Raw genomic sequence first — 25493 nt, 5'->3', positions numbered from 1 at the left:
TTTTTGGAATACATTCATTGTAACAAAGGTTGACCTTCTTTTGCTATTTTATTTTCCCACAAACATTTTACACTAACATTAAATAAAATTCATTATTTTACCTTCTACCCCCCCCAATTTTAAACGAAATGAATATTTTTAATGTAGTTTTTACATATTCTATAGTCTATTGTATGTAATCTCCTATGCCACATTACCTATACAAGCACTCACAACTAGTATCAACTCAACCATTTCTACAATTTCAACGTAATAATCATCAGTAGAGTATCCCCTACCTACACTTGCCTACCACCTAAGGAACAGCGTTATAAGTAGTAGCCTGTGGAGCGTTCCTTACACCTAAATCATATAAACGCAAAAGACCACAACATGCTCCTGAACAAACCTACCGTAGGATCAGTTTGAGAAGGGGTGTGTTACGGTCTTCCTTTTATCTTATTTAGTTACGAATGACACAGACTACATAGCATCACAAGTGACGATACATTATGAAATACCGTTTGTGAGGGGTATACCGTACTCTTCCAATCACCTGAGGAACGCCGTTACGAGTAGTAGGTGGCGTTCCCTTACTGCCTAAATCACACAAATACAAGAAGACCGCAACATGCTCCTGAACAAACCTAACCACTGTATCAGTTTGAGAAGAAGTATGTTGCGGTCTTCCAATCCCCTGAGTGAACGCCGTTACAAGTAGTAGGTGGCGTTCCCTCACTACCTAAACCACACAAACGCAAAAGACCGCAACATGCTCCTGAACAAACCTAGCCACTGTATCACTTTGAAAAGGAGTGTGTTACGGTCTTCCAATCCCCTGAGGAACGCCGTTACGAGTAGTAGGTGGCGTTCCCTTACTGCCTAAATCACACAAACGCAAAAGACCGCAACATGCTCCTGAACAAACCTAATCGCCGTATCAGTTTGAGAAGGAGTATATTGCGGTCTTCCAATCCCATGAGGAACGCCGTTACGAGTAGTAGCCTTTGTGGCGTCCCCTCACTACCTAAATCACACAAACACAAGAAGAGCACGACATGTTCTGGAGCAAACCTAACCACTGTATCAGTTTGCGGAGGAACATGTCGTGCTCTTCCCTTTGCCCTATGTATTCAAGAACGCCACAAGGCTACATAGCGTCACAAGAGACGACTTACTTTTTGATCCAAGGCATCAATTTACGTAATTCGCCGCCTACTTCTTCTACTTGATGTGCTGCAGATTGTTTACGTTGTTCGTTAAGATATGGGTAACCTGCTGCATAATCACCAAGGAATTGATCAGCAAATTTGCCATCTTGGATATCTTTTAATACACCACGCATAGCTTCTTTCGCTGCTGCTGGGATTACTTTTGGTCCTGTAATATAGTCACCGAACTCAGCTGTGTTGGAGATAGATTTACGCATTGTTTCGAAACCACCTTCATAGATCAAGTCGATGATTAATTTCATTTCATGAACACATTCAAAGTATGCATTAACTGGGTTGTAGCCAGCTTCTACCAATACTTCGAAACCAGTTTGCATCAACGCACATACGCCGCCGCAAAGTACTGCTTGTTCACCGAATAAGTCAGTTTCAGTTTCTTGACGGAAGTCAGTTTCTAAAATACCGGAACGGCCACCGCCTACACCAGATGCCCATGCCAATGCCACTTCTTTAGTGTCTCCGCTTGGATCTGCGTATACAGCGTACAAGCAAGGAACGCCAGAACCTTCTTGGAATGTACGACGTACTAAGTGACCAGGGCCTTTAGGGGCTACCATGAATACGTTTACGTCAGCAGATGGTTTAATTTTACCGAAATGAATGTTGAAACCATGAGCAAATGCCAAGTACGCACCTTGTTTAAGGTTAGGAGCGATGGATTTTTCATATGTTTCTGCTTGTAATTCATCTGGAATCAAGATCATCACAACGTCTGCACCTTTTACAGCCTCGCCTGTTTCTTTGACTACGAAACCAGCTTCTTCTGCTTCTTTCCAAGATTTGGAACCTTCGCGAAGACCGATTTGTACGTCCATGCCGCTTTCTTTCAAGTTCAACGCATGCGCATGACCTTGGGAACCGTAGCCAAGAACTGTAATTTTTTTACCTACTAATGCTTGTAGATTGCAATCTGCATCATAAAATACTTGTGTGCCTAAAATGTTACCTGCCATTGTGATAACCTCCTACTTTGTAATACATAATGATGTTTATAATTTACTAGATTTTCTAGTGAAATTCAACTAATTTTCAGCCTTTCGGCTTACGGATTTACCATACTTAATATGATAAATCAGTATGATTAAAAATATCTTTGTACACTCTATAAAAACATTTTATGAAAGTACTTGCAGCCAAGGTCGATCTTGGACCCAAGTCACTTTCACAGACAAACCATAGAGTGATGATAAAATCTCATCGGTAATGACCTCTCGTTTTGGCCCCGCTTGGAAGATTTTACCTTCTTTTAGCAGTGCCACATGTGTGACAGTGGGAAGGATTTCCTCGATTTGGTGTGTCACATAGATGAATGGACAAGGACTGTCCTGAGTCCCCCGTCGATTGAGATGACGGAGCAATTGTTCTCGGCTCGGTACGTCTAACCCATTGCATGGTTCATCTAAGATGAGCAAGTCTGGACTCGTCATCAAAGCACGACCGATTAAAACACGGCGTTGCTCCCCTGTGGAAAGTACCCCAAAGTGACGATGCTGTAAATGCTGCAATCCCATATCTGCTAGGACCTCATCACAGCGTTGTTCTTCTTCCTCTGTCACCTCTCGGTACACGCCAATGGTACCATGCGCTCCCGATAACAAAATTTGTCGCACTGTTTCCTCTCGCATGGTACGTTCAAATTGCCCTAATGTGGAGCTGACGAATCCGATGCGATCTTTTACGTCTTTCCACACGCATTGCCCAAAGGTATGTCCTAGGACACGCACCTCACCACGGGTGGCACAAGTGTAGGCCATAATCATGCCTAGTAAGGTGGACTTGCCTGCTCCATTAAGACCGAGTAATGCCCAGTTTTCCCCTGTGTTCACATGCCAGTCCACACCTTGCAAAATCGCTTCCCCATTGCGGATAAAGGTAACTCCTTCGTAATGTAACAACTCACCTTGCTTTGGTATAACCATTACATTTTTTCTCCACGACTCATAGCAGTGCAACCTGTTTTCGCAATTTCTAGAATGCCATATTCTTTCATAATTTCTATGAAAGCATCTAATTTCTGCGTTTCTCCTGTGATTTCAATCATGATAGAGTTAGGACCTACGTCTAAGACACTGCCACGATATACGTCAGCCAACTGGATGATTTGTGGTCGTACAGATACATCTGCTTTCACCTTGATCAGCATAAGTTCACGACGCACTACTTGTTCTGGAGAAAATACTTTCACCTTAATCGCATCTACTAGTTTGTAGATTTGTTTTTGGATTTGGTCCAATTGTACTTCGTCTGTTTCTACGGTCAAAGTAATCCGTGCATGATGGCTTGGAATCGAAATACCGGACGTCATTTGTGTGACGGAGTACCCACGACGATTGAACAGGGACAGGATTCTAGCCCCGATGCCTGGTTTGTTTTTTGTAATCACTAACACTTGGTGTTGTTGTACTTTACTCATTGTCAGGGCCTCCTTTCAATCCAATCATATCTTTGGCGCTGCAACCCGCTGGAATCATTGGGAATACATTTTCTTCTTTTTCCACAACGCAGTTAATCACTACTGGCTCGTCAGATAAGATAAGGTCTCGTAATTGACTGCGCAACTCTTCGATAGTGGACAATGTCACCCCTTGTACGCCATAGGCTTTTGCTAACGTTTCAAAATCTGGGTTGATGGACAAGTCTACGAAGGAATACCTATGTTGATTAAATAACTCTTGCCATTGGCGCACCATGCCCAAGAAAGCATTGTTGATGATGACCACTTTCACAGGGATATTATAAGCTTTCAATAAGAGTAATTCTTGGCTGTTCATTTGTAAGCCCCCATCACCTGTGATGAGTACTACTTTTTTGTCTGGTGCTGCTACTTGTGCACCGATGGCTGCTGGCAAGCCAAAGCCCATCGTACCGGCACCACCAGATGTGATGATCGTATTCGGCTTGGAGAAAGTAATGAATTGAGACGTCCACATTTGGTGTTGTCCTACGTCTGTGACCACGATGGCGTTGCCTTTCACGATATTGTCGATTTCATGGATAACCTTTTGTGGTAATAGAGAATCGCCTTCGTGAGGACGAACGCGAATTGGATATTCTTCACGCCATTCACGAATGCGTTCCAACCAACTTTCATGAGTTTGTGGAGTCAATTCATGATTCATCTCATTCAATACATGTTTCAAATCACCAACGATTGGCACATCGATGAGTTTATTTTTGCCAATTTCTGCTGGGTCAATATCTACGTGGATAATAGTAGCATCTTTACAGAACTCCTTCGGTACCCCTGCAATACGATCGTCAAAGCGGATACCCAATGCCAATACTACGTCCGCTTCATTGGTAGCATAGTTCGCATACACCGTGCCATGCATGCCTAACATACCTAAGGATAATTGATGTTCTCCAGGGAAAGAGCCCAATCCTAACAAGGTATTCGTCACTGGAATTTGGCATGTGGTGGCTAATTTGTAAAGCTCTTCTGTGGCACCAGATAATAGGACCCCATGACCCGCCACGATAAGAGGTCGTTTTGCATCTTTCAATAATTCGATGGCTTTTTTAATTTGTTTTGGATGTCCAATATAGTTTGGATCATACCCTTCTAAGGAGACTAGCTCATTGAAAATCGCTTCAAATTCTTCATAGGAAATTTCCGCCAATTGCGCATCTCGTGTGATGTCCACGAGCACAGGGCCTGGTCGACCTGTGGTAGCTAGATAGTACGCTTCTTTCACAATACTAGCAATTTCACGGATATCTTTTACCAAATAATTATTTTTTGTCACTGGCATAGTAATCCCAATGATGTCGGATTCTTGGAACGCATCTTTCCCTAGTAAGTGGCTAGCCACCTGACCTGTGATGGCCAAGAGGGGAATGGAATCCATATGCGCCGTCATAATACCTGTTACAAGATTTGTGGCACCTGGACCAGATGTGGCTAAGCAAACACCACATTTACCAGACGCACGGGCATAGCCATCCGCTTCATGAGCTGCTCCTTGTTCATGACGTGCCAAGTAATGATTGAGCCCCTCGAAATCATAAATTTCATTGTATATAGGAATTACGGCGCCGCCGGGATAGCCAAATATATCGGTCACTCCCAAGCGCTTCAATGTTTCTAGGAGTATGCGGGCTCCTCGAATCATCTTCTGTTCACTCATAGTTTATCCTCTTTCTATATCCATTCTATTCATTAGTCATGTTCATTAAATTCATTAGAACTGATACGGTGAATCGTATATCCACGGTCCGCCATGGCAGCCGTAATTTTCTTAATATGGTCTTCTCCGTTCGTTTCTACGGTCACCACCAACTCCACTTCATGGAATCGATCTAGGTTTTTAAACTGATTATGTTCTAGTTTGATGACATTCGCATTTTGTTCTGCTAAGATTTCAGACACTGCCACTAATTGGCCTGGTTTATCTGATAAATTCACAGCAAATGTGAAAATACGGCCCCGTACAACTAAGCCTTTGGTAATCATGGACGCAATGGTCAATACATCGATGTTACCACCGCTCAAGATACTAACCACTGTTTTACCTCGCACCCGTAGCTTTTTCAAACCTGCCACTGAAAGTAACCCCGCATTTTCGCCGATGATCTTATGTTTTTCTGCTAATAATAGGAAGGCTTCCATCAATTCATAGTCGGATACGGTAACGATTTCATCCACATAGGTTTGAATATATTCTAAGTCCCTTGTACCAATTAATTTTACAGCTGCCCCATCGGCAATGGTGCTCACTGATGGCAAATTCACAGGTTTTCCTTCTGCTACGGCCGCTTTCGCACTGGCTGCACCCTCTGGTTCTACACCGATAATCTTCACTTGTGGATTTTTCAGTTTCGCTGCTGCTGCCACACCGGAGATCAATCCGCCACCACCAATTGGTACTAAGATAATATCTGCATTTGGCAATTCTTCTAGAATTTCTAAAGCAATAGTCCCTTGCCCTTCGATGACATCTTCATCATCAAAAGGATGGACGAACACATAACCGTGCTTTTCTTGTAGTTCACAAGCCTTTTCATAAGCTTCGTCATAGACTTCACCAGCCAGCACCACTTCTGCGCCGTATTGGCGTGTCGCCTCTACTTTGATGAGTGGTGTGTGACGTGGCATAACGATGACTGCTTTAATACCTAAGCGTTGGGCTGCTAGTGCCACACCTTGCGCATGGTTGCCTGCGGATGCTGCGATAACGCCGCAGGCCTTTTCTGCTTCTGTTAATTTGGAAATTTTATTGTACGCACCCCGTAATTTGAAAGATCCTGTGCGCTGTAAATTTTCCGGTTTGATATATACATCATTGCCTGTTTCTTGGGAGTACACAGAGCTATGAATTAATTTTGTTTTCACGGCGATGGTAGCAAGCCGCTCCCTAGCCTCCATGAAATCGTATAATTTATGCATATAAACGTCCTTTCCTAAGTCTATATTCTTGTATGGAACTTTTCTTCCCTTGCAGATATATCTATCCCGACTACGTTCCCTCATAGATAATTCTATATCTTAACTACATTCCCTCTTATGCTTCGTCTAGGATTTCGATCGCACCTTGTGCCGCAGAGGATACATGCATAGCATATTTTTTCAAGTATCCTTTGACATCTAATTTGTACGGTGCTAAATTTGCTTTTCTTCGTTCAATTTCTTCCTCTGAAAGTTTCACATTCAAGGAACGATTTGGAATATCGATTTCGATGATATCTCCATCTTCTACGATGGCAATCGTTCCACCGGAAGCTGCTTCTGGAGATACGTGACCAATGGATGCGCCACGAGTAGCACCAGAGAAACGACCATCTGTAATTAAGGCTACGTCTTTACCAAGGCCCATACCTGTAATTGTCGCTGTTGGTGTCAACATTTCACGCATACCTGGACCACCTTTTGGACCTTCGTAGCGAATGATGACTACATCTCCTTTCACAATTTTGTGACCCATGATGGCTTCTACCGCTTCTTCTTCGCTATTGAAGACTTTTGCTGGACCAGAATGAACGAGCATTTCTGAATCTACGGCGCCTTCTTTCACAACGGAACCGTCCGGAGCTAAGTTACCTTTCAATACAGCGATACCACCTGTGGTGTACACTGGGTCACTCCAAGGATGGATCACATCTTCGTCTAGGACTTTCATAGTTTTAGCAATCGTACCTTGGTCCACCAAGCTCACAGATTTTGCACTTTCATGCAAGTGACCTTGTTCTTGTAAACGGTGCATTACCGCATACACACCGCCTGCAGCATGTAGATCTTCGATGAAATATTTTCCAGATGGAGACAATTTCGCCAATTGTGGTGTATCACCTGCAATACGATTGAAATCGTCCAAGGTTAAGGACACGCCCGCTTCATGAGCGATGGCTGGTAAATGTAGTGCCGTGTTGGAAGATCCACCCAATGCCATATCTACAGCTACCGCATTTTCAAAGGCTTCTTTCGTCAATACATCTTTTGGACGTAAACCTTCTTGTAACACTTCCATCACTTGCATACCCGCACGTTTTGCTAGACGCAAACGCTCGGAGTAAACAGCAGGAATCGTACCATTACCAGGCAATGCCATACCCAATGCTTCTGTTAAACAGTTCATGGTGTTCGCTGTGTACATACCAGAGCAAGATCCGCAAGTTGGACAAGCTACGTTTTCAATATGCTCTAATTCTTCTTCTGAAATTAATCCTGCTTCGAATTTACCTACTGCTTCAAACACATCGGATAAACCGATTTTTTTACCATTGTGCACGCCTGCTAGCATAGCGCCACCAGATACGAATACAGATGGTAAGTTTAAACGAGCAGCGGCAATCAACATACCTGGTACTACTTTATCGCAGTTAGGAATGAACACCATCGCATCGAAAGGTGTAGCCATGGCAGAGGCCTCAATAGAATCAGCGATGATATTGCGTGTCACCAAGGAATACTTCATGCCGATGTGGTTCATCGCCAATCCGTCACAAATACCAATGGTATTAAATTCCATAGGAATACCGCCAGCTTCACGGATACCATCTTTTACAGATTGAACGAGATTTTTCAAATGCACATGACCTGGAATGATTTCATTGAAAGAATTGGCAATCCCAATGATTGGTTTTCCAATTTCCTCGTTGATGAACCCTAATGCTTTTAATAATGAACGATGAGGAGCTCTTGTTGCCCCTTTGGCTACTCTATCACTGCGTACCATATGATGATCCTTTCTGCTTATATAAATATAATTTATAACACTTGTTATAGTTACATATTGTTATCTATATACAATGTCTATTCACACGTTAAATCAACGAGATTTTTATGAGATAGATCTATTTGATTTTCCTTTGGAGTTGATTATATTCCTTGTAGATCTATAACCCATATCTGTTACTCTGACATAGTATGTCAGACATAAAAAAGGGCGATCCCTAGGGAATCGCCTTTTAATATATATGTATGCACGTTAATCAAATAGACTACAACAACCTAGATTCCTTATGCTGTACACAAAGAAACCTAAGATGGTAGCTCTACCGAAGAAAAGGCGACCTCTATGGAATTGTTAATTCTAATGACGTTCACTACTAGGAACAGGACGAGCACGAGAATTGCTAACAATACCATGATAATCTCCTTTCTGTACGATATGCGTACGAATCTTAACTATAAGTGTAATACTTTAAAAATAAAATAACTGTCTACTATTGTAACACCTTTGTCCACTGTATGCAAGTATATATCTATATTTTTTTACTCTTTCAGATGTGTTATTTTTCACAATCTGTTATACTATAGATGTTACTTCCCCCATACTGGTAACAGAAAGGGGGTGAGATTTGTGAAATTAATACTCCTTACTCTTTTTATCTCGATTACGGCAAATGTCCTCGCTTACTACATTTGTAAATGGCTAGATCGAGTATTTAAGAAGTAACTAGCCTAGCCTTGTCAGCTATATAGACAAATAAAAACACCCAGGTCTAGCCACCTGGGTGTTTTTTTGGTGAGCTTTGTGAAATCACCATTACTCTTTTTCGCTTGTCTAAATTATAGCATACATTGCCAAAAAATAAAACCCTACTCCCCTAAAAAGCGTTTTGCCTCGCAGTAGTTTACAATACCTTCTACTACTTTTTTAGCTTCACGCATAGCCAATACTACGGTAGCTGGTTTATGCACTACATCACCACCTGCGAATACACCTTTACGGCTTGTCATGCCATATGGCATATCGTGTGTTACTACATAACCTGACTCATTCACTTCAATACCATTACCAGGACCTACTAAACGAGCATTTGGTTTATGACCAATAGCCACGATAATTTTATCTGCTGGTAAGGTAAAGTCTTCGCCAGTACTTTTCACGGATCCATCTTCTTGTAGTTCTTGTCGTGTAAATGTCAACCCTTCCACGATATCTGAACCTGTTACTTCTTTTGGAGCGGCTAAGAATTCAAAATGAATGCCTTCTTCTTTTGCTTCTTCAAATTCAGATGGGTTTGCTGGCATTTGCTCTTCTCCACGGCGGTACGTCACGGTTACACTTTCAGCACCAAGACGGATACAAGTACGAGCCGCATCCATCGCCACATTACCAGCACCGATGATGACAACTTTATCACCTTTGTACACAGGAATTAAAGACTCTTCTGCTCTGCCATTTTGCACCAACTGTACCGATGTCAACAAAGCCATGGCTTGTAACATGCCCACTTTATCATCACCAGGTAAAGAAATTTCTGCTGGCACATGGGTACCTGTAGCAATGAAAATCGCATCATATCCTTCTTCAAACAAGGAATCCAAGTTACGATCCGGACCGATTGTTACATTACATTCAAAGGTAACTCCTAATCGTTCCAAGCTTTGCACTTCACGGCGCACAATTTTTTTACCTAATCGGAACTCAGGAATACCGAATAATAGGATACCACCCGGCTCATCTTGACGCTCAAACACCGTTACCGCATAGCCTAATTTTGCCATATCTCCAGCCACAGTTAAGCCAGCAGGACCAGACCCAATCACAGCAATTTTACCTTGGTCTTTACGGTTTGGTTTTACCTTGCGAAGGTTATTGTCGCTTTCAAAATCGGCGGCAAAGCGTTCTAATTTACCAATATTGATTGGTTTATTCGCACGGTTTAAAATACATGCCCCTTCACATTGTTTTTCACGAGCACACACACGGCCGCACACCGCTGGCAAACTGCTACGCTCCGCAATGATATCGTTGGCTAAACCAAAATTACCATGTGCAATGGCTTGTATAAAACGAGGAATTTCATTTTCAATAGGGCAACCTGTACGGCACAACGGTTTCGCACAGTTCAAACAACGCTTCGCCTCTGCAAAGGCTTCTTCCATCGTATAATCTTTATCAAATTCTAGTTCATGTCTTAACTCCATAAAGACCTCCTTGCACCACTCTGGTGACACACTTTCCCTTTACATACTCTATTTATAGATTCTTACTTATTTCGATATAATACGTATAGTATACCATAGACTAGCCATTTCCACTGTAACAATGGCTACACCCTTGCTGTATCTATGACTATAGGTACTCCTTTTCTTAGTGAAAGTACTAAAAGATATATCCTATAGTATACCATATGTACGCACTGTGTGTAACTATGTATTTTTATATATTATGCAACGATACCTCTATCGTTTCACACACTTTGCAATAATAGACTATATACATATGATACAATTTCTAATAACCCCCTATAGTATCGCATGTATAAGCATATGCAATGATACCCCTATCGTTTCATAATCGTTGCAACGATACAAAAGAGGTCCACCTCATGGGTAGACCTCTGTATGAGTACTGACTAGTTTGCAGATGTAATGGTTCCTTTGAAAGTTTCTGCAATGAATTGTTTAATAGCTTCAGACTGATAAATCTCTGCAATTTTTTTGTAAGTTTCATTGTCTTTATCTTGTTCACGTGTAGCCAAGATCATCACTGCTAATGGCTCGTCTTTTGGTTCTAAGTACAATCCTTTTTCACCTACGTTGATGCCTGCGCTTTGCACGTAGTTCATCGGAATCGTCGCCAATGTCACATCGTCTAAGCTACGAGGTAATTGTGCTGCCTCTAGCTCTTGGATTTTTAGGTTCTTAGGATTTTCCACAATGTCTGCTACTGTGGCTTTGAAGCCAACGCCGTCTTTCAATTTGATAAGACCTGCTCGTTGTAACAAGGCTAAGGCACGTCCACCATTTGTTGGATCATTTGGAATTGCTACCGTATCTCCGTCTTTCACATCGATAGGAGATTTTACAGAATTACTGTAGATACCCATTGGCATTAAAATTGTTTTGCCAATTGGTACTAATTTAGAATTGTTTTGCTTGTTAAAGTTTTCCAAAAACGGCACATGTTGGTACGCATTCAATTGAATATCTCCATCTGCTAAGGCTTTATCTGGTGTGATATAGTCAGAAAATTCTACTACTTTCAATTGGATACCTTGTTTTTGTGCTTCTTTCGCTACCGCCTCAGCCACTTGTGCATGAGGACCTGCCGTAGCACCAATTTTAATTTCCTTCGGTGTGTCCTGCGTCGTTGTAGATGTACCACAGCCTGCAATGCCTAATGCTAATATGCCCACTAATAGGGGTGTAAATAATGATTTTAATTTCATAGTTCTGTCCTTTCATAACTACAGATAGTAGTAACAAAAAATTATATTTCAATTCTGAGTATACAGAATATCATAAGAATCTCCTCTTGCCCAATATAAATTTTATCTCACTATTAATAGTTAAAAACTATAATTTATATATATTAAAACTTTTTTTCATAGTCACAATTAATTGAATTTCTAAAATATTTAAGTTATTATAATCATGTTTTTATATGAAAGGAGTAACTATATGTCAACTTTTTACAAATGGCATAAGAGAATATCTATCTTCTCTATTATATTTTTTCTTATGTTTTGCATTACCGGTTTATTATTATTATTTAGAAATGAATTAAATGCTTGGTCTTTAGGACAACCCTCTCATAGTACATCTACTATGACAATGAGTCCATACTCATCCTCTATATTTGATGCAGCAGATGCGGGTGCTGCATTAGTAAAACAACAATATCCATCCAAAGATATTTTGAATATTTCTCCAACCATGAATAGATCTAACCTATTACGCTATAGAATTATTGATTCATCAGCCACATCTGCCCCACCTGCACGAATGGGTATGGGAGGAGAGTATACCTTATATAACCCAAATTCTAATACACTTGTTGAATCTCATCGTGTCACCCCTGCGCATCCATGGGTACGAAGTGCACTACACACAATTCATGAATTACACACTCGATTAGCCTTAGGAAAATTTGGTATTTATCTTGTAACTATTCTATCTATGATATGCTTCTTATCCATCCTTAGTGGTATCTTTTTATACGGTCCTTTCAGTTCCGCCTATAAACGAAGTACACAAACATCAAATCGATTACAAATCAGCGCTCTGCATCGTGAATTTTCTATGATTGCTTCTGTTTGGGGAATTGTATTATCTCTAACTGGTGTATGGATTGGTGGTTTTTTTATTGCTAATGATTATTACACAAAAAATGTAGCCTCTATAGCAACACAAGAATTAGCTAATCATACATCCGAAATTTTATCTCCTTCTGAAGCAATTCAACGAATCCTATCAACCTATCCTAATCGTCAACTTATTTCTATGGATTATCCTTCAAAATTTAACAATTATCACTATGCCTTTTATTTAGGTAGCCAAAATGATGAGGATCCTGCCATGTTTTTAGGTCAGCCTGTATATGCCAATTTATATACTGATTCAACTCTCGATCAGTATGTAACAAAAGAAATTCCTTGGTATTTCACCGGAATGAAGACTATGATAAACTTACATATTCATAATCATAATTCCATGGCATTAAAAATATTATGGGCTATTTGGGATATTATCGTCATCATTGGTATGGTATTAGGAATCATCTTAACGATTATGAAACGATATCATATCCCTATGAAAACTACATCTATAAAATCCACCTTATCTCCTACTCATATTTGGAGAGTTCCTACTATATCTAGTGTATTAATTGCTTGTGGTTTAATCATTCCAATGTGGCCTAATTCTATGACAGAAACAATTGGTGCTATCTGCTTATTGATTCCTTTAATACTATTTATATACTCTTTATATCAACACTATACTCGAATACGAGAAACTCTATAATATATTCATGGTAGTCTTTCTTATAAACCCATGAAAAAAACCGATGTCACAGATATATCTTTCTATGACATCGGTTTTTATCTATGGTGCGCCCAGAGGGAATTGAACCCCCGACCTGCAGTTTAGGAAACTGTCGCTCTATCCTACTGAGCTATGAACGCAAGTATACATCTATTATAGTCTAACTGTACTCTACCTAGCAATATAAAATCTGAAATAAGATTCAATCTGTATCGTATGTGCATATACACAATACAGAACATTTTTTCTAACCCATTAAGATTCAATAAAGCCTTATAGTACAAGGGTTATTCACTTTTTGTGTATAAGATGTGTATAACTATAGAGTTATTAACACTAAATACACAATGTATTAACAAGCTACTCACAAACTATACTCATAGTTATACACTGAGTTATCCACAATTTAGTGGATAACTCTTCCATATGTACGATGAAAGTGTTTATATTTCTTTAGAAATGTTCGATCCATATACACATGTATCCGATTTCTTAGATCTCAGTACATTTCTTATACATCCATCATATACACAATAAGCCTATAGAACCACTCTTACTGTTCTATAGGCTGTTGTATACTCTTCTGTATTAGACATTCTCTTACAATCACACTTTCATCGGTAATGTGCACCGCATCGTCACTTACAATTGCTAAATATCAAACATATAATCCCACTTATTCAGCAAAATATAATTGACCATCTACTTCTACTGGAATCCCCCAGTCAACTTGCACGCCATTTTTGTTCCACATACGAGTTAATGCTAATTTTAAATACTCATAGGACTCCAACGGTTGCACTATCAACTCATCATATGTATTCAATCCTGTAGCATGCATCACTGTTTGTTCTGTTTGCAAATAGGATTCTACTTTTTCTTTCCAAGCTGCATCGTCTAATACCACTTGGCATTCTTTTGTTTCTTTGTTATACGCAATATGACCGCGCTCATTATCTCCATAATGAATTGCTAAATATACCCATTCCATGGTGTACCCTCTTTCATGACTAACATAAGTTATTATGTATATTATACTCATACCTTGATGTATTCTGTTCCTATTATATCGTATCTTTCCAAGTAGTGGCAATATAGATACTTCTAATTCTATTGCAGTTTACTCCAAATGATTACGATACTTTCAATATCTATACTATTGCTTTTTATATTTACGTACATTATAATGTACATAAAGAGGTGATACACATGGCAATTATTAATATTACAAATTTTAGAAAAAATATTTTTGAGTATTTAACACAGACTATTAAATACAATGAACCACTCAGCATCAGCACTAAAGATGGTAATGCCATCCTATTAAGCGAAGATGATTATTTATCCTTGTTAGAAACTTTATATTTAACATCCAAACCTAGTATGAAAGAAATTTTACTAGACGGAAAAAACACTCCAGTATCCGAATGTATTTCAGAAGAAGAGGTTATTTGGTAATGTATACGTTAACTTATACAAAATCTGCTGTGAAAGATATACCTAAGTTAAAATCTGCAAAACTTGATACAAAAGCAAAGGCATTATTAGAGATTATTAAAGTAAATCCTTACCAAACACCGCCAAGGTATGAAAAATTGGTGGGCGATTTAGAAGGCTTATATTCACGTCGCATTAATATCCAACATCGACTTGTGTATGAGGTCTTTGAGGAAGAAAAAGTTGTTAAAATAATTAGTTTATGGACACATTATGAATAGAATAAAACAGAGGAAAGTTGTACTTTATCATCAACTTTCCTCTGTTTTATTTATATTTTTTATCCAATAATCATTCTATTCCATAGAATAAATCTCTAAAAATTATTACATATTAGGATTTGTAATCTATTTATAGATTCATCTAAAATACATAATTCTAGTCTGAACTACTCTCCACCGCTACCTTCCGTGTCACCATCACTTTATCCACCCGTGTGTTATCCATATCCATGACTTCAAATTGCAATGACCCATAGTGACAGCGATTGGCTTCTTTGGGAATACGACCGATTAAGTAGGTCACAAATCCACCTAATGTTTTATATAGATCGTCTTCTTCTCCTGGCAATAGTTCATCCACTTCAAAATATTCTTTCAGTTCTTCAATGCTAATAAGACCATCTACAAGATACGTACCGTCTTCTCGTTTGACGATGCGATTTTCTTCTTCTTTCTTTTCCTCTTCTCCAGATGGCATCAATCCCACGATTTCTTCCATAATATCGTGGAACGTAATCATCCCACTCATGCCACCATATTCGTCTAGCACAATGGCTTCGTGAGTACCTTCTTCTCTGAAAGTAGATAATACTTTCATCAAGGACAAGGATTCTGGTACGAGCACTGGTTTACGCATGCAATAAGCTAGAATATCTTTCATAGGACGATGGCTTTCTTTCATTTGTTGTGCCAACACATCCACGGAAGACACTAATCCTTTCAACTCATCTAAGGAATCGTCACCTACTGGAATACGATGTTCATTGCATTCCATAATAGTTTCCAGAATTTCCTCATCGCTAGCGTTAATATCAATCCAGGTCAGCTGTGTACGAGGTGTCATAATATCGCTGGCATCAAGGTCAGCTAAGCGGAAAATATTTTCTACCAGCACTGGCTCTTCCTCTTCATAAGCGCCTAGTTCCACACCTTGTACAAGCATTTTATTAATTTCCGATTCCGTCACCGGTGATTCTTCCTTATGTTTGACGCCTAATACTTTCAGTAGCATCGTCGTAGACATACTGAGAAGTGCCACAAATGGTTTTGTGATGGTGGCGAAGTATTTCATAGGGATGGCCATCATAATGGCAATGGATTCTGGCGAATTATAAGCCAACCGTTTTGGCACTAATTCCCCTATCACCAAGGATAAATAGGTTGTTAAAGATACGATGAAAATAGGGCTTATCGTATCCGCATAATCAGCTAGCCACAGTATATGTTCTTTAATATATGTCGCCATAGGATCGGAAAAGGTAGCTCCAGAATACAAACCAGTGACGATACTAATCAAAGTAATACCGATTTGTATAGTGGAAAACATTTCATTTGGATCTTCCGCTAACTTGATGGCCATGCGAGCTCCACTACTACCAGCTTCCGCCTTTTCTTCTAATAACCCTTTACGAGCATTGATAATGGCTAATTCCGTCATTGAAAATAGACCATTCAAAATAATGAGTATGACTACAATTAAAATTTCTATACCTATGTCACTGCCCACTGATTCTATCTCTCCTTATCGATTCCTAATTAACATACTAAATAACAACCGCTGTTCCTGTGCATGTTACCATGAGCATACCATTCGTTTCACCCAATGTTTCATAACTCACAGATACACCTACAATCGCATTGGCTCCCATGGCTTTTGCTCGTTTCTCCATTTCTTTCAAGGATGCTTCACGAGCGCTAGCCAAAGATGATTCATAACTATTGCTACGACCACCAACAATATCTCGAATCGATGAAAAAAAGTCTTTCACAAAGTTACGACCTTCCACAACTTCTCCAAAGACGATTCCTTTATATTCTTTAATTGAATGACCTTCAATTTGCATCGTTGTTGTAATAATCATAGGTATCTCCTTTATTCTCATATTGATATGATTTAAACCTTATTATTCGTATTATATCATATTTAGAATAGTTCCTTCTATGAAAGTGTAATACTATAAAATAGCTATAACAAAAAAAGATGCTGAGTCCTTCATTTTCTTATTAAAATATAGAAATAGAGTAAAGTCGATATTTTGATTTACTTTACTCTATTTCAATTAATTCTATTTTGTTACAATCTCCATTTATATATTATAGTGATGATTACATACTATACACTTTCAAAGTATTATTAACATTACAACTAATAATATCGCTGATGACGCCTATATAACATTATATAAACACCTGTTGCACCAGTACCATATACAGAATCGTTCCGCCCCCAATGGATAGAAACATATTGCCCTTCCACAAATGAAGTAGTACCGTCACAGCTACGGCAATTATATCTGGTATTCCATGATACACTCCAGATAGATCTACATGGCGCAAGGAAAATACTACTAACAAACTCATCGTCGCCGACGGTAATACTTTACCTAAATACTGCACATAAGCAGGCGTTTTTGTTTTCGAGTTAAATATGACAAATGGTAAAAATCGCGTTGCCATGGTGCCTAGTACAACAATGGCAATGGTTATCATCTGTTCTGTGAAAGTCATTGCTCCCCCTCCATTGTGTTACGTAATAGACTTAGCATCACCACGATACCAATCATAGCAGGAATCATAAAGTGTTCACTGCCAAATACAATCAAGGCAACGCCAGGAATCACGAATCCTATGCCAGAGCTAATCAAATTTCGTTGCATTTTATATTGCTCCAAAGCCAACACAATAAAGAGTGCAGTCAGTACAAATTCCAATCCTTTCGCATCGAAAGATAATATTGACGCAAAGAGATTACCTATGACAGATCCGACCACCCAATATAACTGATTCAATAACGTTACAAAAAAATAACACCATTTCTTGGAAATTTCAGCAGGAATTTGTGATGTATAATTGATAGAAAAACTTTCATCCGTCATTCCAAATATAAGATATGGTGTTAGACATCCCATATGTCTATATATAGTTAACATAGAAATTCCATAAAATATATGACGTCCATTGACCATGAGTGTAATCAAAAAAGCACTCACTGGATCAAAAGGAGATAGTAACATAGCCACTGTCACAAATTCCATAGACCCTGCATAAATGAGAGCACTCAATGCCAGCGTATACCCCCAGGAAAATCCCATGGAGTACATATAAATACCATAGGATACACCTAAAAATAAAAAGCCAAATAATATTGGTGTTGTTTTAGGAAAAGCATATCGAAAGACAGATAGTATTGTATTTTTTGTTGGTTTATGTTCCATGTATAGTATCCTTTTTCTCATTACATTACTAGTGTTATTATATATTCATACATTATAAGATACTATAGAATCCATTAGCAAGAGCAAAACAGCCTACGGGAACTTCTTCCCATAGGCTGTTTCTATTAGTCCTCAAAATCGCGAGATAAATCGACTTCTTTTAGAGGCACTACTTTTGTTTTATGTTTTGCTTTATACCATAAGTACACAGCGAAGAATACTGGAAGACCAATATAAGCAACGGATACTCCATACCAGTCAATACTTTCACCCATAAAGGCTGTATAGTTTTGACCAGCAATGATAATCAAGCACAATGCCAAGGCAAACAATGGACCAAATGGGAACCAAGATGCTTTGTAAGGCAATTTGGATACATCATGACCTTGTGCCACATAAGCACGTCGGAAACGATAATGTGCAATCGCAATCCCCACCCATGTGATGAATCCACTCATACCACTGATGTTTATTAACCAAGTGTAGGCTTGACCTTCCCCAATTAAGGATGTTAAGAAAGCGAACAAACCAAAGGCTGCTGTTGCCAACAATGCTGGAATTGGCACACCACGTTGATTAATAGAGCTAAATAATTTTGGCGCATCTCCTGATTTAGACAATGCGTATAACATACGTGTGGAGGAGAATAAACCAGAATTACCAGCCGACAATACAGCAATCAACAAGATAGCATTGATGAAATGGGCCGCCCAATCAAATCCAAAACGGTCAAATACTAATGTAAATGGACTGATGGACACATTTTCTACAGAACTATTCAATAAGTTTGGATCATTGTAAGGGATTAAGAAACCAATAACAATAAAGGAACCAATATAGAACAGTAAAATACGCCAGAAAATAGAGTTAATGGCTTTTGGAATATTTTTCTCTGGATCTTCAGACTCGCCAGCGGCAGTACCGATTAATTCTACCCCTTGGAAAGAAAAACCAGCAATCATAAAGATGGCCAAGATAGAGGAGAATCCCCCTACAAATGGTGCATCCCCTAAGGTCCAGTTATGGAATCCTGGAGATGGATTTCCCACGCCAAGAATCAATAATGTACCTAATAACAAGAATACAATAACAGTAATAACCTTGATGCTAGAGAATACATATTCACTTTCACCGAAGGAACGAGCTGAAAAATAGTTCAATACAAACAAAATCAGCAAGAACAAAGCAGACCAAATGATGGCGGGCACATCAGGAAACCAGTATTTCATAATGAACGCACTGGCTACGAGTTCCGCTGCTAATGTAATGGCCCAGTTGAACCAAAAGTTCCAACCCAATGCAAAACCCAAAGCTTTATCTACATAGCGAGAGGCATGAGTACCAAAGGAACCAGACACAGGTAAGTATGTGGTCATTTCCCCTAAACTAGTCATCAAGAAATACACCATAATACCGATGAAACTATAGGCTACTAAGGCACCACCAGGACCGGCTGTACTCACTACTTCACCACCAGCTACGAATAAACCTGTACCGATGGCACCGCCCAAAGCAATCATATTCATGTGGCGAGATTTTAAACTTCTTTTTAATTTATTATTTTCCATGGGACTTCTCCTTATAAGTCAAGATTTCGTACATATTCCGCATTATCTTCGATAAACTTTCGACGAGGTTCCACCTTATCCCCCATCAAAACGCTAAATATCTTATCTGCTGCAATACTGTCTTCCATGCTGACTTGTAGGATGGTTCGATGTTCAGGGTTCATCGTTGTATCCCATAATTGTTCTGCATTCATTTCACCAAGACCTTTGTAACGTTGGATCGTAATGCCTTCACGGCCAATTTCGTCCAATCTATCTGAAAGTTCCTGATCACTGTAAGCATACCACTGTTTTTGACCTTTTTTAATCTGGTACAACGGTGGTTGTGCAATGAATACATGACCTTCTTCGATCAATGGCTTCATATAGCGATAGAAGAATGTCAATAATAAAGTACGAATGTGTGCGCCGTCCACGTCCGCATCGGTCATAATGATAATCTTATTATAACGGCTCTTCGTAATATCAAAGTCTTGTCCAATACCTGTACCAAAAGCAGTAATCATAGAACGAATTTCCGCATTGGCTAAGATTTTATCGAGACGAGCTTTTTCTACATTTAAAATTTTACCGCGCAATGGCAAAATCGCTTGATAACGGCGATCACGGCCTTGTTTTGCGGTACCACCCGCAGAATCACCTTCAACGAGGTAAATTTCTGTCATAGTCGTATCTTTTTCAGAACAATCTGCCAATTTACCAGGTAAGGAGCTCACTTCTAAGGCATTTTTACGGCGTGTCAATTCACGAGCTTTCCTAGCTGCTTCACGAGCACGACTGGCATTGGTTGCTTTTTCGATGATTTTCTTCGCTTCTGCTGGATGCTCTTCCAAGAAGACACGCAATCCATCAGACACGATGGTATCTGTAATCCCTTTGACTTCGCTATTGCCTAATTTACCTTTTGTTTGACCTTCAAATTGTGGTTCCAATACTTTTACGCTCACCACAGCTGTTAAGCCTTCCCGTACATCTTCCCCAGTCAAGTTGCTTTCATTTTCTTTCAAAATGCCAGCCTTGCGGCCATAATCGTTCAACGTACGTGTTAAAGCTGTACGGAAACCGCTAAGATGCGTACCACCATCAATGGTGTTGATATTATTAACGAAGGACAAAATCGTTTCACTATAACTATCGTTATATTGTAATGCCACATCTACCACTACATCATCACGAGTATTATCAATGGAGATAACACTTGGCGTGATAGCTTCTTTAGCTTCATTTAAATATTCAATAAATTGTACTAAGCCACCTTCATAATGGAAACTTTCACTGCGACCTTCCCCTCGTTTATCGGACAAGGTAATACGCAATCCTTTGTTCAAGAACGCCAACTCTTGTAAGCGAGTTTTTAATACATCGAACTCAAAAATAGTGGTTTCAAAAATTTGCGCATCTGGTTTAAATCGTACTGTCGTACCTGTACGATCTGTAGTACCAATTTCTTTCAAATCAGACTTTTTATTACCACGTTCAAAAGCAATTTCTTGAATTTTTCCATGTTGGTATACATCGACGATGGTCCACTCACTCAAAGCATTCACTACGGAAATACCTACCCCATGAAGACCACCGGATACTTTGTATCCACCACCGCCAAATTTACCACCTGCATGAAGTTTGGATAATACTAGTTCTACCGCAGGCATACCTGTTTCGTGCATCCCTGTCGGAATCCCACGACCATCGTCGATAACTTCAATACTATTATCTTCACAAATGGTCACTTCAATATGTGTCGCATACCCCGCTAGGGCCTCATCCACACTATTATCTACAACTTCATACACCAAGTGATGTAATCCACGGGCAGATGTGCTACCAATATACATACCAGGTCGCATACGAACGGCTTCTAAGCCTTCAAGGACCTGTATATTACCAGCATCATAATTCGTTTGTTCTGCCATCTGATATCCTCCTACTATTTATATAATAACATACCATACTGGCACCATATTCTATATAATACATTCCATTATACAATACTTTACTATGTCTGTGAAAGTCTAAGCCTTTATTTCACTTGCATTTTATCTGCTTCATTCCAACGATACTTATTTGTAATATTCACAACTTGTTCATAAGACAATTCATCTTGTGGTTTTGATGTAATTAGCATAGTAGCCCAATACATATCATTCGCATCCGTAGATCCTTGGAACAAACGAGTTAAATAATAATAAATACTTTCTTCTTTCGCTACTTCATACCATTCATAGGTACACCAAGGAGCAATTGCTTTCATTTGGTCATATTTATAATGAGGATAATCCTTTAATAAACCTTTTACTGTACGAATGATATGTCGATACTTTTTATATTCACACTGAGGACATACTTTCGCAGATCCTCCCGATTGCCAACGACCACAGGTAGGACATTGATGAAAGTTCTCTTGCTTTAATACAAATTCTTTCTTCGCTTGCTCCATACGTGTTTGCAATACTTTTTGTCGAAGTTCCTCATGACGTATCACACTTACAGAATGTTGGATACTCTGCACTAACTCATCTGGCAATGTAATCGTATGAAAGTCTATACTTTCATCACGGATTGGTGTCATATCTAAAGCATCACCCGATACAGCCTGTGGTACTAAAGAACGTCGTGGGAGTTGTACTTTGATATCTGTAATAATAGATTCTCCATAATACTCACACAGTGCTTCTAATAACTGAGGTTTGCGCATGGTCATCTCTTGCATCCACACAGTATGACCAATTTCAACTACGATAACAGGTGGCTTTATGTGCACTAATTTTGCTTGTCCACTCACCATAGGTCCTACTACAGATTCCCAATCATGATAGAGTTTCATAAGTCGATACATTTCATAAATGCCTAGTTCTTGTAGCATAGCATCACGAAGATTTGTCACTCCTGTAAGGGATTCTAACTTACTCTCCATGTGATATTTCCTCCGTTAAGTCTATATACTGCACCTTGTCTAAGTCCATCGTATCTGTTATATCCGTAGTAGTAATGATTGTCTGTACACGTTTATGAATGAATTTGATTAAATTAGATCGACGTTCCTGGTCTAATTCACTGAGTACATCATCTAATAGTAAAATAGGATATTCTCCTACTTCCGATTTAATATATTCCAATTCACTTAACTTAACTGACAATATGGCTGTCCGTTGTTGTCCTTGTGAGCCAAATCGTTTTAAATCCATAGAACCTGAATAAAAAACTATATCATCACGATGAGGTCCCACTGATGTTTGTAATCTTCGTCTATCTTCAGGCAAATTTTCTTGTAATGCTTGTAATAAAGATTCTTTTGTGACTAATAGTTGTTTCTCACTGTATGGCTGAGTATATTGCAATCGTAAGTCTTCTTTACCATTGGTTAGTTTCCGATTCATTAAATCCATTAATTGATTTAATTTTTTTAAACTTTCCAATCGTTTTTGAATAATTTGTGAGCCTAACGTAGCAATTTGTTCATCCCAATCTTGTACTGGTACCTTGCTGGTATGACTATATTCTTTAAGTATGCGATTTCTCTGTTGTACAGCTCGCTGATACATTGTAAGCTGGTGATAATATTGAGGACTAGTCTGACTAATTTCCATGTTCAAAAAACGACGTCGTAAGGAAGGTGTCCCTTTGATTAAATCTAAATCTTCTGGAGAAAAAATGACTGTATTCAAAGTGCCTACTAATTCTTTTTGCGATAGAGGATTATCATGCAAACGAATGATTTTTTTTCCTTGACGCCCCCATTTAATCTGCAACGTATGAGGCGTATCAGCTTTCATAAAGTGAACGATAATACTAGCCTCATCCTCATTCCAAGAAATGACATCTTTCATATCCGTTGTACGATGACTATGCCCCATTGTAGCAATATAAGCAGATTCTAAGATATTAGTTTTTCCTTTTCCATTAGGACCATGGATAACAATAATTTCTGGTGTGAAAGTAATAGTTTTATGACGATGATTGCGAACATGTATGAGTTCCAATTCAGTCACATACACAATTAATCCTCCTTCACCACAGTGATTGATACTTCATCTCCTACGATGACAACATCATTAGGATAGATTTTTTTTCGTTTTTCTGTAATTATCACACCATTTAAAGTAATTTTTTTTTCTTCTAGTAATACTTTAACTTGTCCACCTGTAGCTAAAACATTAGCGTATTTCAACAGTTGATCTAATTGAATATACTCTGTATGAATGGATACAGTTTCTTGATTCATAATTTCCTCTTTTCTCTTAATTATGTGTATGAACTGGTGTTACCACATAGGTATAATGGTCATTATTATCTTGACGAATAACCATGGCTCCCTTTTCTTGTAAGTACATATGGATTCTTTCACCTGTACTATGTTTCAATAATTCGTCAATATATTTACCATTGAAATTGATGGTGAAAGGATTTCCTTCAAAGGTGCATAATACAATATCTTTTACCATACCAATATCAGCACTTTGAGAACTCAATGTAACTTGATTTTCTTCCCAATCATAACGAATGGCAGAATAACTCATATCTTTCGCCATAAAATAGACACGATCTAAAGAACTAGCGAATTCACGACGATTTAAAATGGCACTAGCTTCAAATTTAGCAGGAATAACACGTTTATAATCAGGGTATGTACCTTCAATTAATCTTGAAATAATATATACAGTATCAAATACAATCGCTACTTGATTTCTATTCCAAATTAATTTAACCATAACAGGTTGATCTGATGGTAATACTCTGGACACTTCTTCTACAGTGCGTTTTGGAATGACAATACGCATTGGATTTTCAAGAGCTGTATCTAAGGTTACTTTTTTAACAGCCATACGATGCGTATCAGTACCTACCATAGTGAGTTCATTACCTTCAATTTCTACTAAGGTACCACAGAAGATAGGACGGTCTGTATCTGTAGAAGTAGCATATACAGTTAAGTCAATTAACTGTTTTAACTGTTCTCCATCAATCATAATACTATTATCATCTTGGATTTGTTCTACTAAGGAGAAATCTTCTACTTGCATAGTTACCAATTTAAATTCAGAATGATCTGATTTAATTTGTAATTGATTAGAATTTTCTGGCTTATATAATTCTACTTGTTCTCCTGGTAATTTTTTTAAAATTTCTTGAAAGTATTTGGAACCTACTACAATAGTGCCTGGTTCAAGAATGGTAGCATCTACTTGGGAGCGCATGCCGATTTCAAAGTCATTGGCTTGTAATTCTACGTAATTATCTTTTGTAGAAATATAAATAGAGCCTGGTAAGTTAGAGCTTGTTTTATTACTTGCTACACGTTGGAATAGTGACATGGCTTTCACTAATTCAGTTTTGTTAAATTGAAGTTTCATCATTAACTCCTTTTGACTAATATAACTATGTTAAAGTGTTTTTGTTTAAAGTAGTAGCCGTAGTAGTAGGGTGCGTGCATAAGTGGATAGGTGCATAAAGTTTTGATATTTCAATGTTTTACACATGTTCACAACATTGGGAATAGAAAAGTATATCTATCCACATAATGACAGGTTAGAAATTATCTTGTGTGTAAGTCGATTTTTGTTAAC

The 25493-nt window shown here is 38.6% G+C and carries 22 protein-coding genes and 1 tRNA gene; 3 read left to right on the top strand and 20 right to left on the bottom strand.

The features are described 5' to 3' along the window. Positions 1-1153: 1153 nt before the first annotated feature. From ilvC to EO125_RS07645, 8 genes are all read right to left on the bottom strand, one after another. A complete protein-coding gene (gene ilvC / locus EO125_RS07680) occupies positions 1154-2164 on the bottom strand; it encodes a ketol-acid reductoisomerase (protein WP_127011130.1) in 1011 nt (336 codons plus the stop codon). A gap of 162 nt (positions 2165-2326) precedes the next feature. Beyond that, complete coding sequence (locus EO125_RS07675) at positions 2327-3130, bottom strand: ABC transporter ATP-binding protein (protein ID WP_127148381.1); 804 nt, start codon at positions 3128-3130, stop codon at positions 2327-2329. Then, entirely contained in the window at positions 3130-3624 is a 495-nt protein-coding gene (ilvN, locus tag EO125_RS07670; protein WP_127148380.1) for an acetolactate synthase small subunit, read from the bottom strand. The genes EO125_RS07675 and ilvN overlap by 1 nt, the downstream gene beginning before the upstream one ends. Further along, positions 3617-5338 carry a biosynthetic-type acetolactate synthase large subunit gene (gene ilvB, locus EO125_RS07665; protein WP_127148379.1) on the bottom strand — a complete coding sequence of 574 codons (1722 nt, stop codon included), beginning with the start codon at positions 5336-5338 and terminating at the stop codon, positions 3617-3619. Before ilvB ends, ilvN begins: the two co-directional genes overlap by 8 nt. 32 nt (positions 5339-5370) lie before the next feature. Continuing rightward, a complete protein-coding gene (ilvA, locus tag EO125_RS07660) occupies positions 5371-6597 on the bottom strand; it encodes a threonine ammonia-lyase (RefSeq protein ID WP_127148378.1) in 1227 nt (408 codons plus the stop codon). A gap of 115 nt (positions 6598-6712) precedes the next feature. Next, on the bottom strand, positions 6713-8383 hold the full coding sequence (gene ilvD / locus EO125_RS07655; protein ID WP_127148377.1) for a dihydroxy-acid dehydratase: 1671 nt from the start codon (positions 8381-8383) through the stop codon (positions 6713-6715). 866 nt (positions 8384-9249) lie between these two features. Next, positions 9250-10584, bottom strand: a complete 1335-nt coding sequence (locus EO125_RS07650; RefSeq protein WP_127148376.1) for an NAD(P)-dependent oxidoreductase — start codon at positions 10582-10584, stop codon at positions 9250-9252. 431 nt (positions 10585-11015) lie between these two features. Further along, a complete protein-coding gene (locus tag EO125_RS07645) occupies positions 11016-11831 on the bottom strand; it encodes a MetQ/NlpA family ABC transporter substrate-binding protein (protein WP_127148375.1) in 816 nt (271 codons plus the stop codon). 232 nt (positions 11832-12063) lie between these two features. Here EO125_RS07645 and EO125_RS07640 point away from each other — a divergent pair, with 232 nt between their 5' ends. Then, the gene (locus EO125_RS07640; protein ID WP_127148374.1) at positions 12064-13407 is read left to right on the top strand and encodes a PepSY domain-containing protein; all 1344 of its coding nucleotides are present in this window, start codon (positions 12064-12066) and stop codon (positions 13405-13407) included. 84 nt (positions 13408-13491) lie between these two features. On the opposite strand, the gene EO125_RS07635 is transcribed toward EO125_RS07640, so the two are convergent. Both EO125_RS07635 and EO125_RS07630 read right to left on the bottom strand, forming a co-directional pair. Next, positions 13492-13568: transfer RNA gene (locus EO125_RS07635), tRNA-Arg, on the bottom strand. A 536-nt stretch (positions 13569-14104) separates the two neighbouring features. After that, entirely contained in the window at positions 14105-14419 is a 315-nt protein-coding gene (locus tag EO125_RS07630; protein WP_127148373.1) for a hypothetical protein, read from the bottom strand. Positions 14420-14637: 218 nt separating this feature from the next. Between EO125_RS07630 and EO125_RS07625 the strand changes: the two genes are divergently transcribed. Then, on the top strand, positions 14638-14886 hold the full coding sequence (locus EO125_RS07625; RefSeq protein WP_127148372.1) for a type II toxin-antitoxin system Phd/YefM family antitoxin: 249 nt from the start codon (positions 14638-14640) through the stop codon (positions 14884-14886). Beyond that, complete coding sequence (locus tag EO125_RS07620) at positions 14886-15146, top strand: Txe/YoeB family addiction module toxin (RefSeq protein WP_127148371.1); 261 nt, start codon at positions 14886-14888, stop codon at positions 15144-15146. The genes EO125_RS07625 and EO125_RS07620 overlap by 1 nt, the downstream gene beginning before the upstream one ends. A 157-nt stretch (positions 15147-15303) precedes the next feature. Here the strand turns inward: EO125_RS07620 and EO125_RS07615 are convergent, their stop codons facing one another. From EO125_RS07615 to dnaN, 10 genes are all read right to left on the bottom strand, one after another. After that, positions 15304-16653, bottom strand: coding sequence for a hemolysin family protein (locus EO125_RS07615; RefSeq protein WP_127148370.1), 1350 nt, complete (start codon positions 16651-16653; stop codon positions 15304-15306). A gap of 37 nt (positions 16654-16690) precedes the next feature. Next, a complete protein-coding gene (locus tag EO125_RS07610) occupies positions 16691-17008 on the bottom strand; it encodes a YbjQ family protein (protein ID WP_127148369.1) in 318 nt (105 codons plus the stop codon). A 316-nt stretch (positions 17009-17324) separates the two neighbouring features. Beyond that, positions 17325-17654, bottom strand: a complete 330-nt coding sequence (locus EO125_RS07605) for a branched-chain amino acid transporter permease (RefSeq protein ID WP_127148368.1) — start codon at positions 17652-17654, stop codon at positions 17325-17327. After that, the gene (locus EO125_RS07600; RefSeq protein ID WP_127148367.1) at positions 17651-18361 is read right to left on the bottom strand and encodes an AzlC family ABC transporter permease; all 711 of its coding nucleotides are present in this window, start codon (positions 18359-18361) and stop codon (positions 17651-17653) included. The genes EO125_RS07605 and EO125_RS07600 overlap by 4 nt, the downstream gene beginning before the upstream one ends. Before the next feature lie 125 nt (positions 18362-18486). Further along, complete coding sequence (locus tag EO125_RS07595; protein WP_127148366.1) at positions 18487-19929, bottom strand: amino acid permease; 1443 nt, start codon at positions 19927-19929, stop codon at positions 18487-18489. Positions 19930-19940: 11 nt separating this feature from the next. After that, positions 19941-21842 carry a DNA topoisomerase (ATP-hydrolyzing) subunit B gene (gyrB, locus tag EO125_RS07590; protein ID WP_127148365.1) on the bottom strand — a complete coding sequence of 634 codons (1902 nt, stop codon included), beginning with the start codon at positions 21840-21842 and terminating at the stop codon, positions 19941-19943. Positions 21843-21949: 107 nt separating this feature from the next. Beyond that, positions 21950-22843, bottom strand: coding sequence for a DUF721 domain-containing protein (locus tag EO125_RS07585; RefSeq protein WP_127148364.1), 894 nt, complete (start codon positions 22841-22843; stop codon positions 21950-21952). Then, positions 22833-23924 (bottom strand): DNA replication/repair protein RecF, encoded by a 1092-nt coding sequence (recF, locus tag EO125_RS07580; RefSeq protein ID WP_127148363.1) that lies wholly within the window; start codon positions 23922-23924, stop codon positions 22833-22835. The genes EO125_RS07585 and recF overlap by 11 nt, the downstream gene beginning before the upstream one ends. 2 nt (positions 23925-23926) lie before the next feature. Further along, positions 23927-24151: an RNA-binding S4 domain-containing protein gene (locus EO125_RS07575; RefSeq protein ID WP_127148362.1), complete on the bottom strand. Its 225-nt coding sequence runs from the start codon at positions 24149-24151 to the stop codon at positions 23927-23929. Between the two features lie 16 nt (positions 24152-24167). Further along, positions 24168-25280 carry a DNA polymerase III subunit beta gene (gene dnaN / locus EO125_RS07570; RefSeq protein ID WP_127148361.1) on the bottom strand — a complete coding sequence of 371 codons (1113 nt, stop codon included), beginning with the start codon at positions 25278-25280 and terminating at the stop codon, positions 24168-24170. Positions 25281-25493: the final 213 nt, after the last annotated feature.

Origin of the sequence: Veillonella sp. VA139 (genome assembly GCF_003992005.1) — a bacterium.
Lineage (GTDB): Bacteria > Bacillota > Negativicutes > Veillonellales > Veillonellaceae > F0422.
This window is presented reverse-complemented; position numbering and strand designations above follow the sequence as displayed.

Bases quoted from the DNA above. Each gene is read 5' to 3' on its own strand.
- ilvC (WP_127011130.1), bottom strand. From the start codon at position 2,164: ATGGCAGGTAACATTTTAGGCACACAAGTATTTTATGATGCAGATTGC.
- EO125_RS07675 (WP_127148381.1), bottom strand. From the start codon at position 3,130: ATGGTTATACCAAAGCAAGGTGAGTTGTTACATTACGAAGGAGTTACC.
- ilvN (WP_127148380.1), bottom strand. From the start codon at position 3,624: ATGAGTAAAGTACAACAACACCAAGTGTTAGTGATTACAAAAAACAAA.
- ilvB (WP_127148379.1), bottom strand. From the start codon at position 5,338: ATGAGTGAACAGAAGATGATTCGAGGAGCCCGCATACTCCTAGAAACA.
- ilvA (WP_127148378.1), bottom strand. From the start codon at position 6,597: ATGCATAAATTATACGATTTCATGGAGGCTAGGGAGCGGCTTGCTACC.
- ilvD (WP_127148377.1), bottom strand. From the start codon at position 8,383: ATGGTACGCAGTGATAGAGTAGCCAAAGGGGCAACAAGAGCTCCTCAT.
- EO125_RS07650 (WP_127148376.1), bottom strand. From the start codon at position 10,584: ATGGAGTTAAGACATGAACTAGAATTTGATAAAGATTATACGATGGAA.
- EO125_RS07645 (WP_127148375.1), bottom strand. From the start codon at position 11,831: ATGAAATTAAAATCATTATTTACACCCCTATTAGTGGGCATATTAGCA.
- EO125_RS07640 (WP_127148374.1), top strand. From the start codon at position 12,064: ATGTCAACTTTTTACAAATGGCATAAGAGAATATCTATCTTCTCTATT.
- EO125_RS07630 (WP_127148373.1), bottom strand. From the start codon at position 14,419: ATGGAATGGGTATATTTAGCAATTCATTATGGAGATAATGAGCGCGGT.
- EO125_RS07625 (WP_127148372.1), top strand. From the start codon at position 14,638: ATGGCAATTATTAATATTACAAATTTTAGAAAAAATATTTTTGAGTAT.
- EO125_RS07620 (WP_127148371.1), top strand. From the start codon at position 14,886: ATGTATACGTTAACTTATACAAAATCTGCTGTGAAAGATATACCTAAG.
- EO125_RS07610 (WP_127148369.1), bottom strand. From the start codon at position 17,008: ATGATTATTACAACAACGATGCAAATTGAAGGTCATTCAATTAAAGAA.
- EO125_RS07605 (WP_127148368.1), bottom strand. From the start codon at position 17,654: ATGACTTTCACAGAACAGATGATAACCATTGCCATTGTTGTACTAGGC.
- EO125_RS07600 (WP_127148367.1), bottom strand. From the start codon at position 18,361: ATGGAACATAAACCAACAAAAAATACAATACTATCTGTCTTTCGATAT.
- EO125_RS07595 (WP_127148366.1), bottom strand. From the start codon at position 19,929: ATGGAAAATAATAAATTAAAAAGAAGTTTAAAATCTCGCCACATGAAT.
- gyrB (WP_127148365.1), bottom strand. From the start codon at position 21,842: ATGGCAGAACAAACGAATTATGATGCTGGTAATATACAGGTCCTTGAA.
- EO125_RS07585 (WP_127148364.1), bottom strand. From the start codon at position 22,843: ATGGAGAGTAAGTTAGAATCCCTTACAGGAGTGACAAATCTTCGTGAT.
- EO125_RS07575 (WP_127148362.1), bottom strand. From the start codon at position 24,151: ATGAATCAAGAAACTGTATCCATTCATACAGAGTATATTCAATTAGAT.
- dnaN (WP_127148361.1), bottom strand. From the start codon at position 25,280: ATGAAACTTCAATTTAACAAAACTGAATTAGTGAAAGCCATGTCACTA.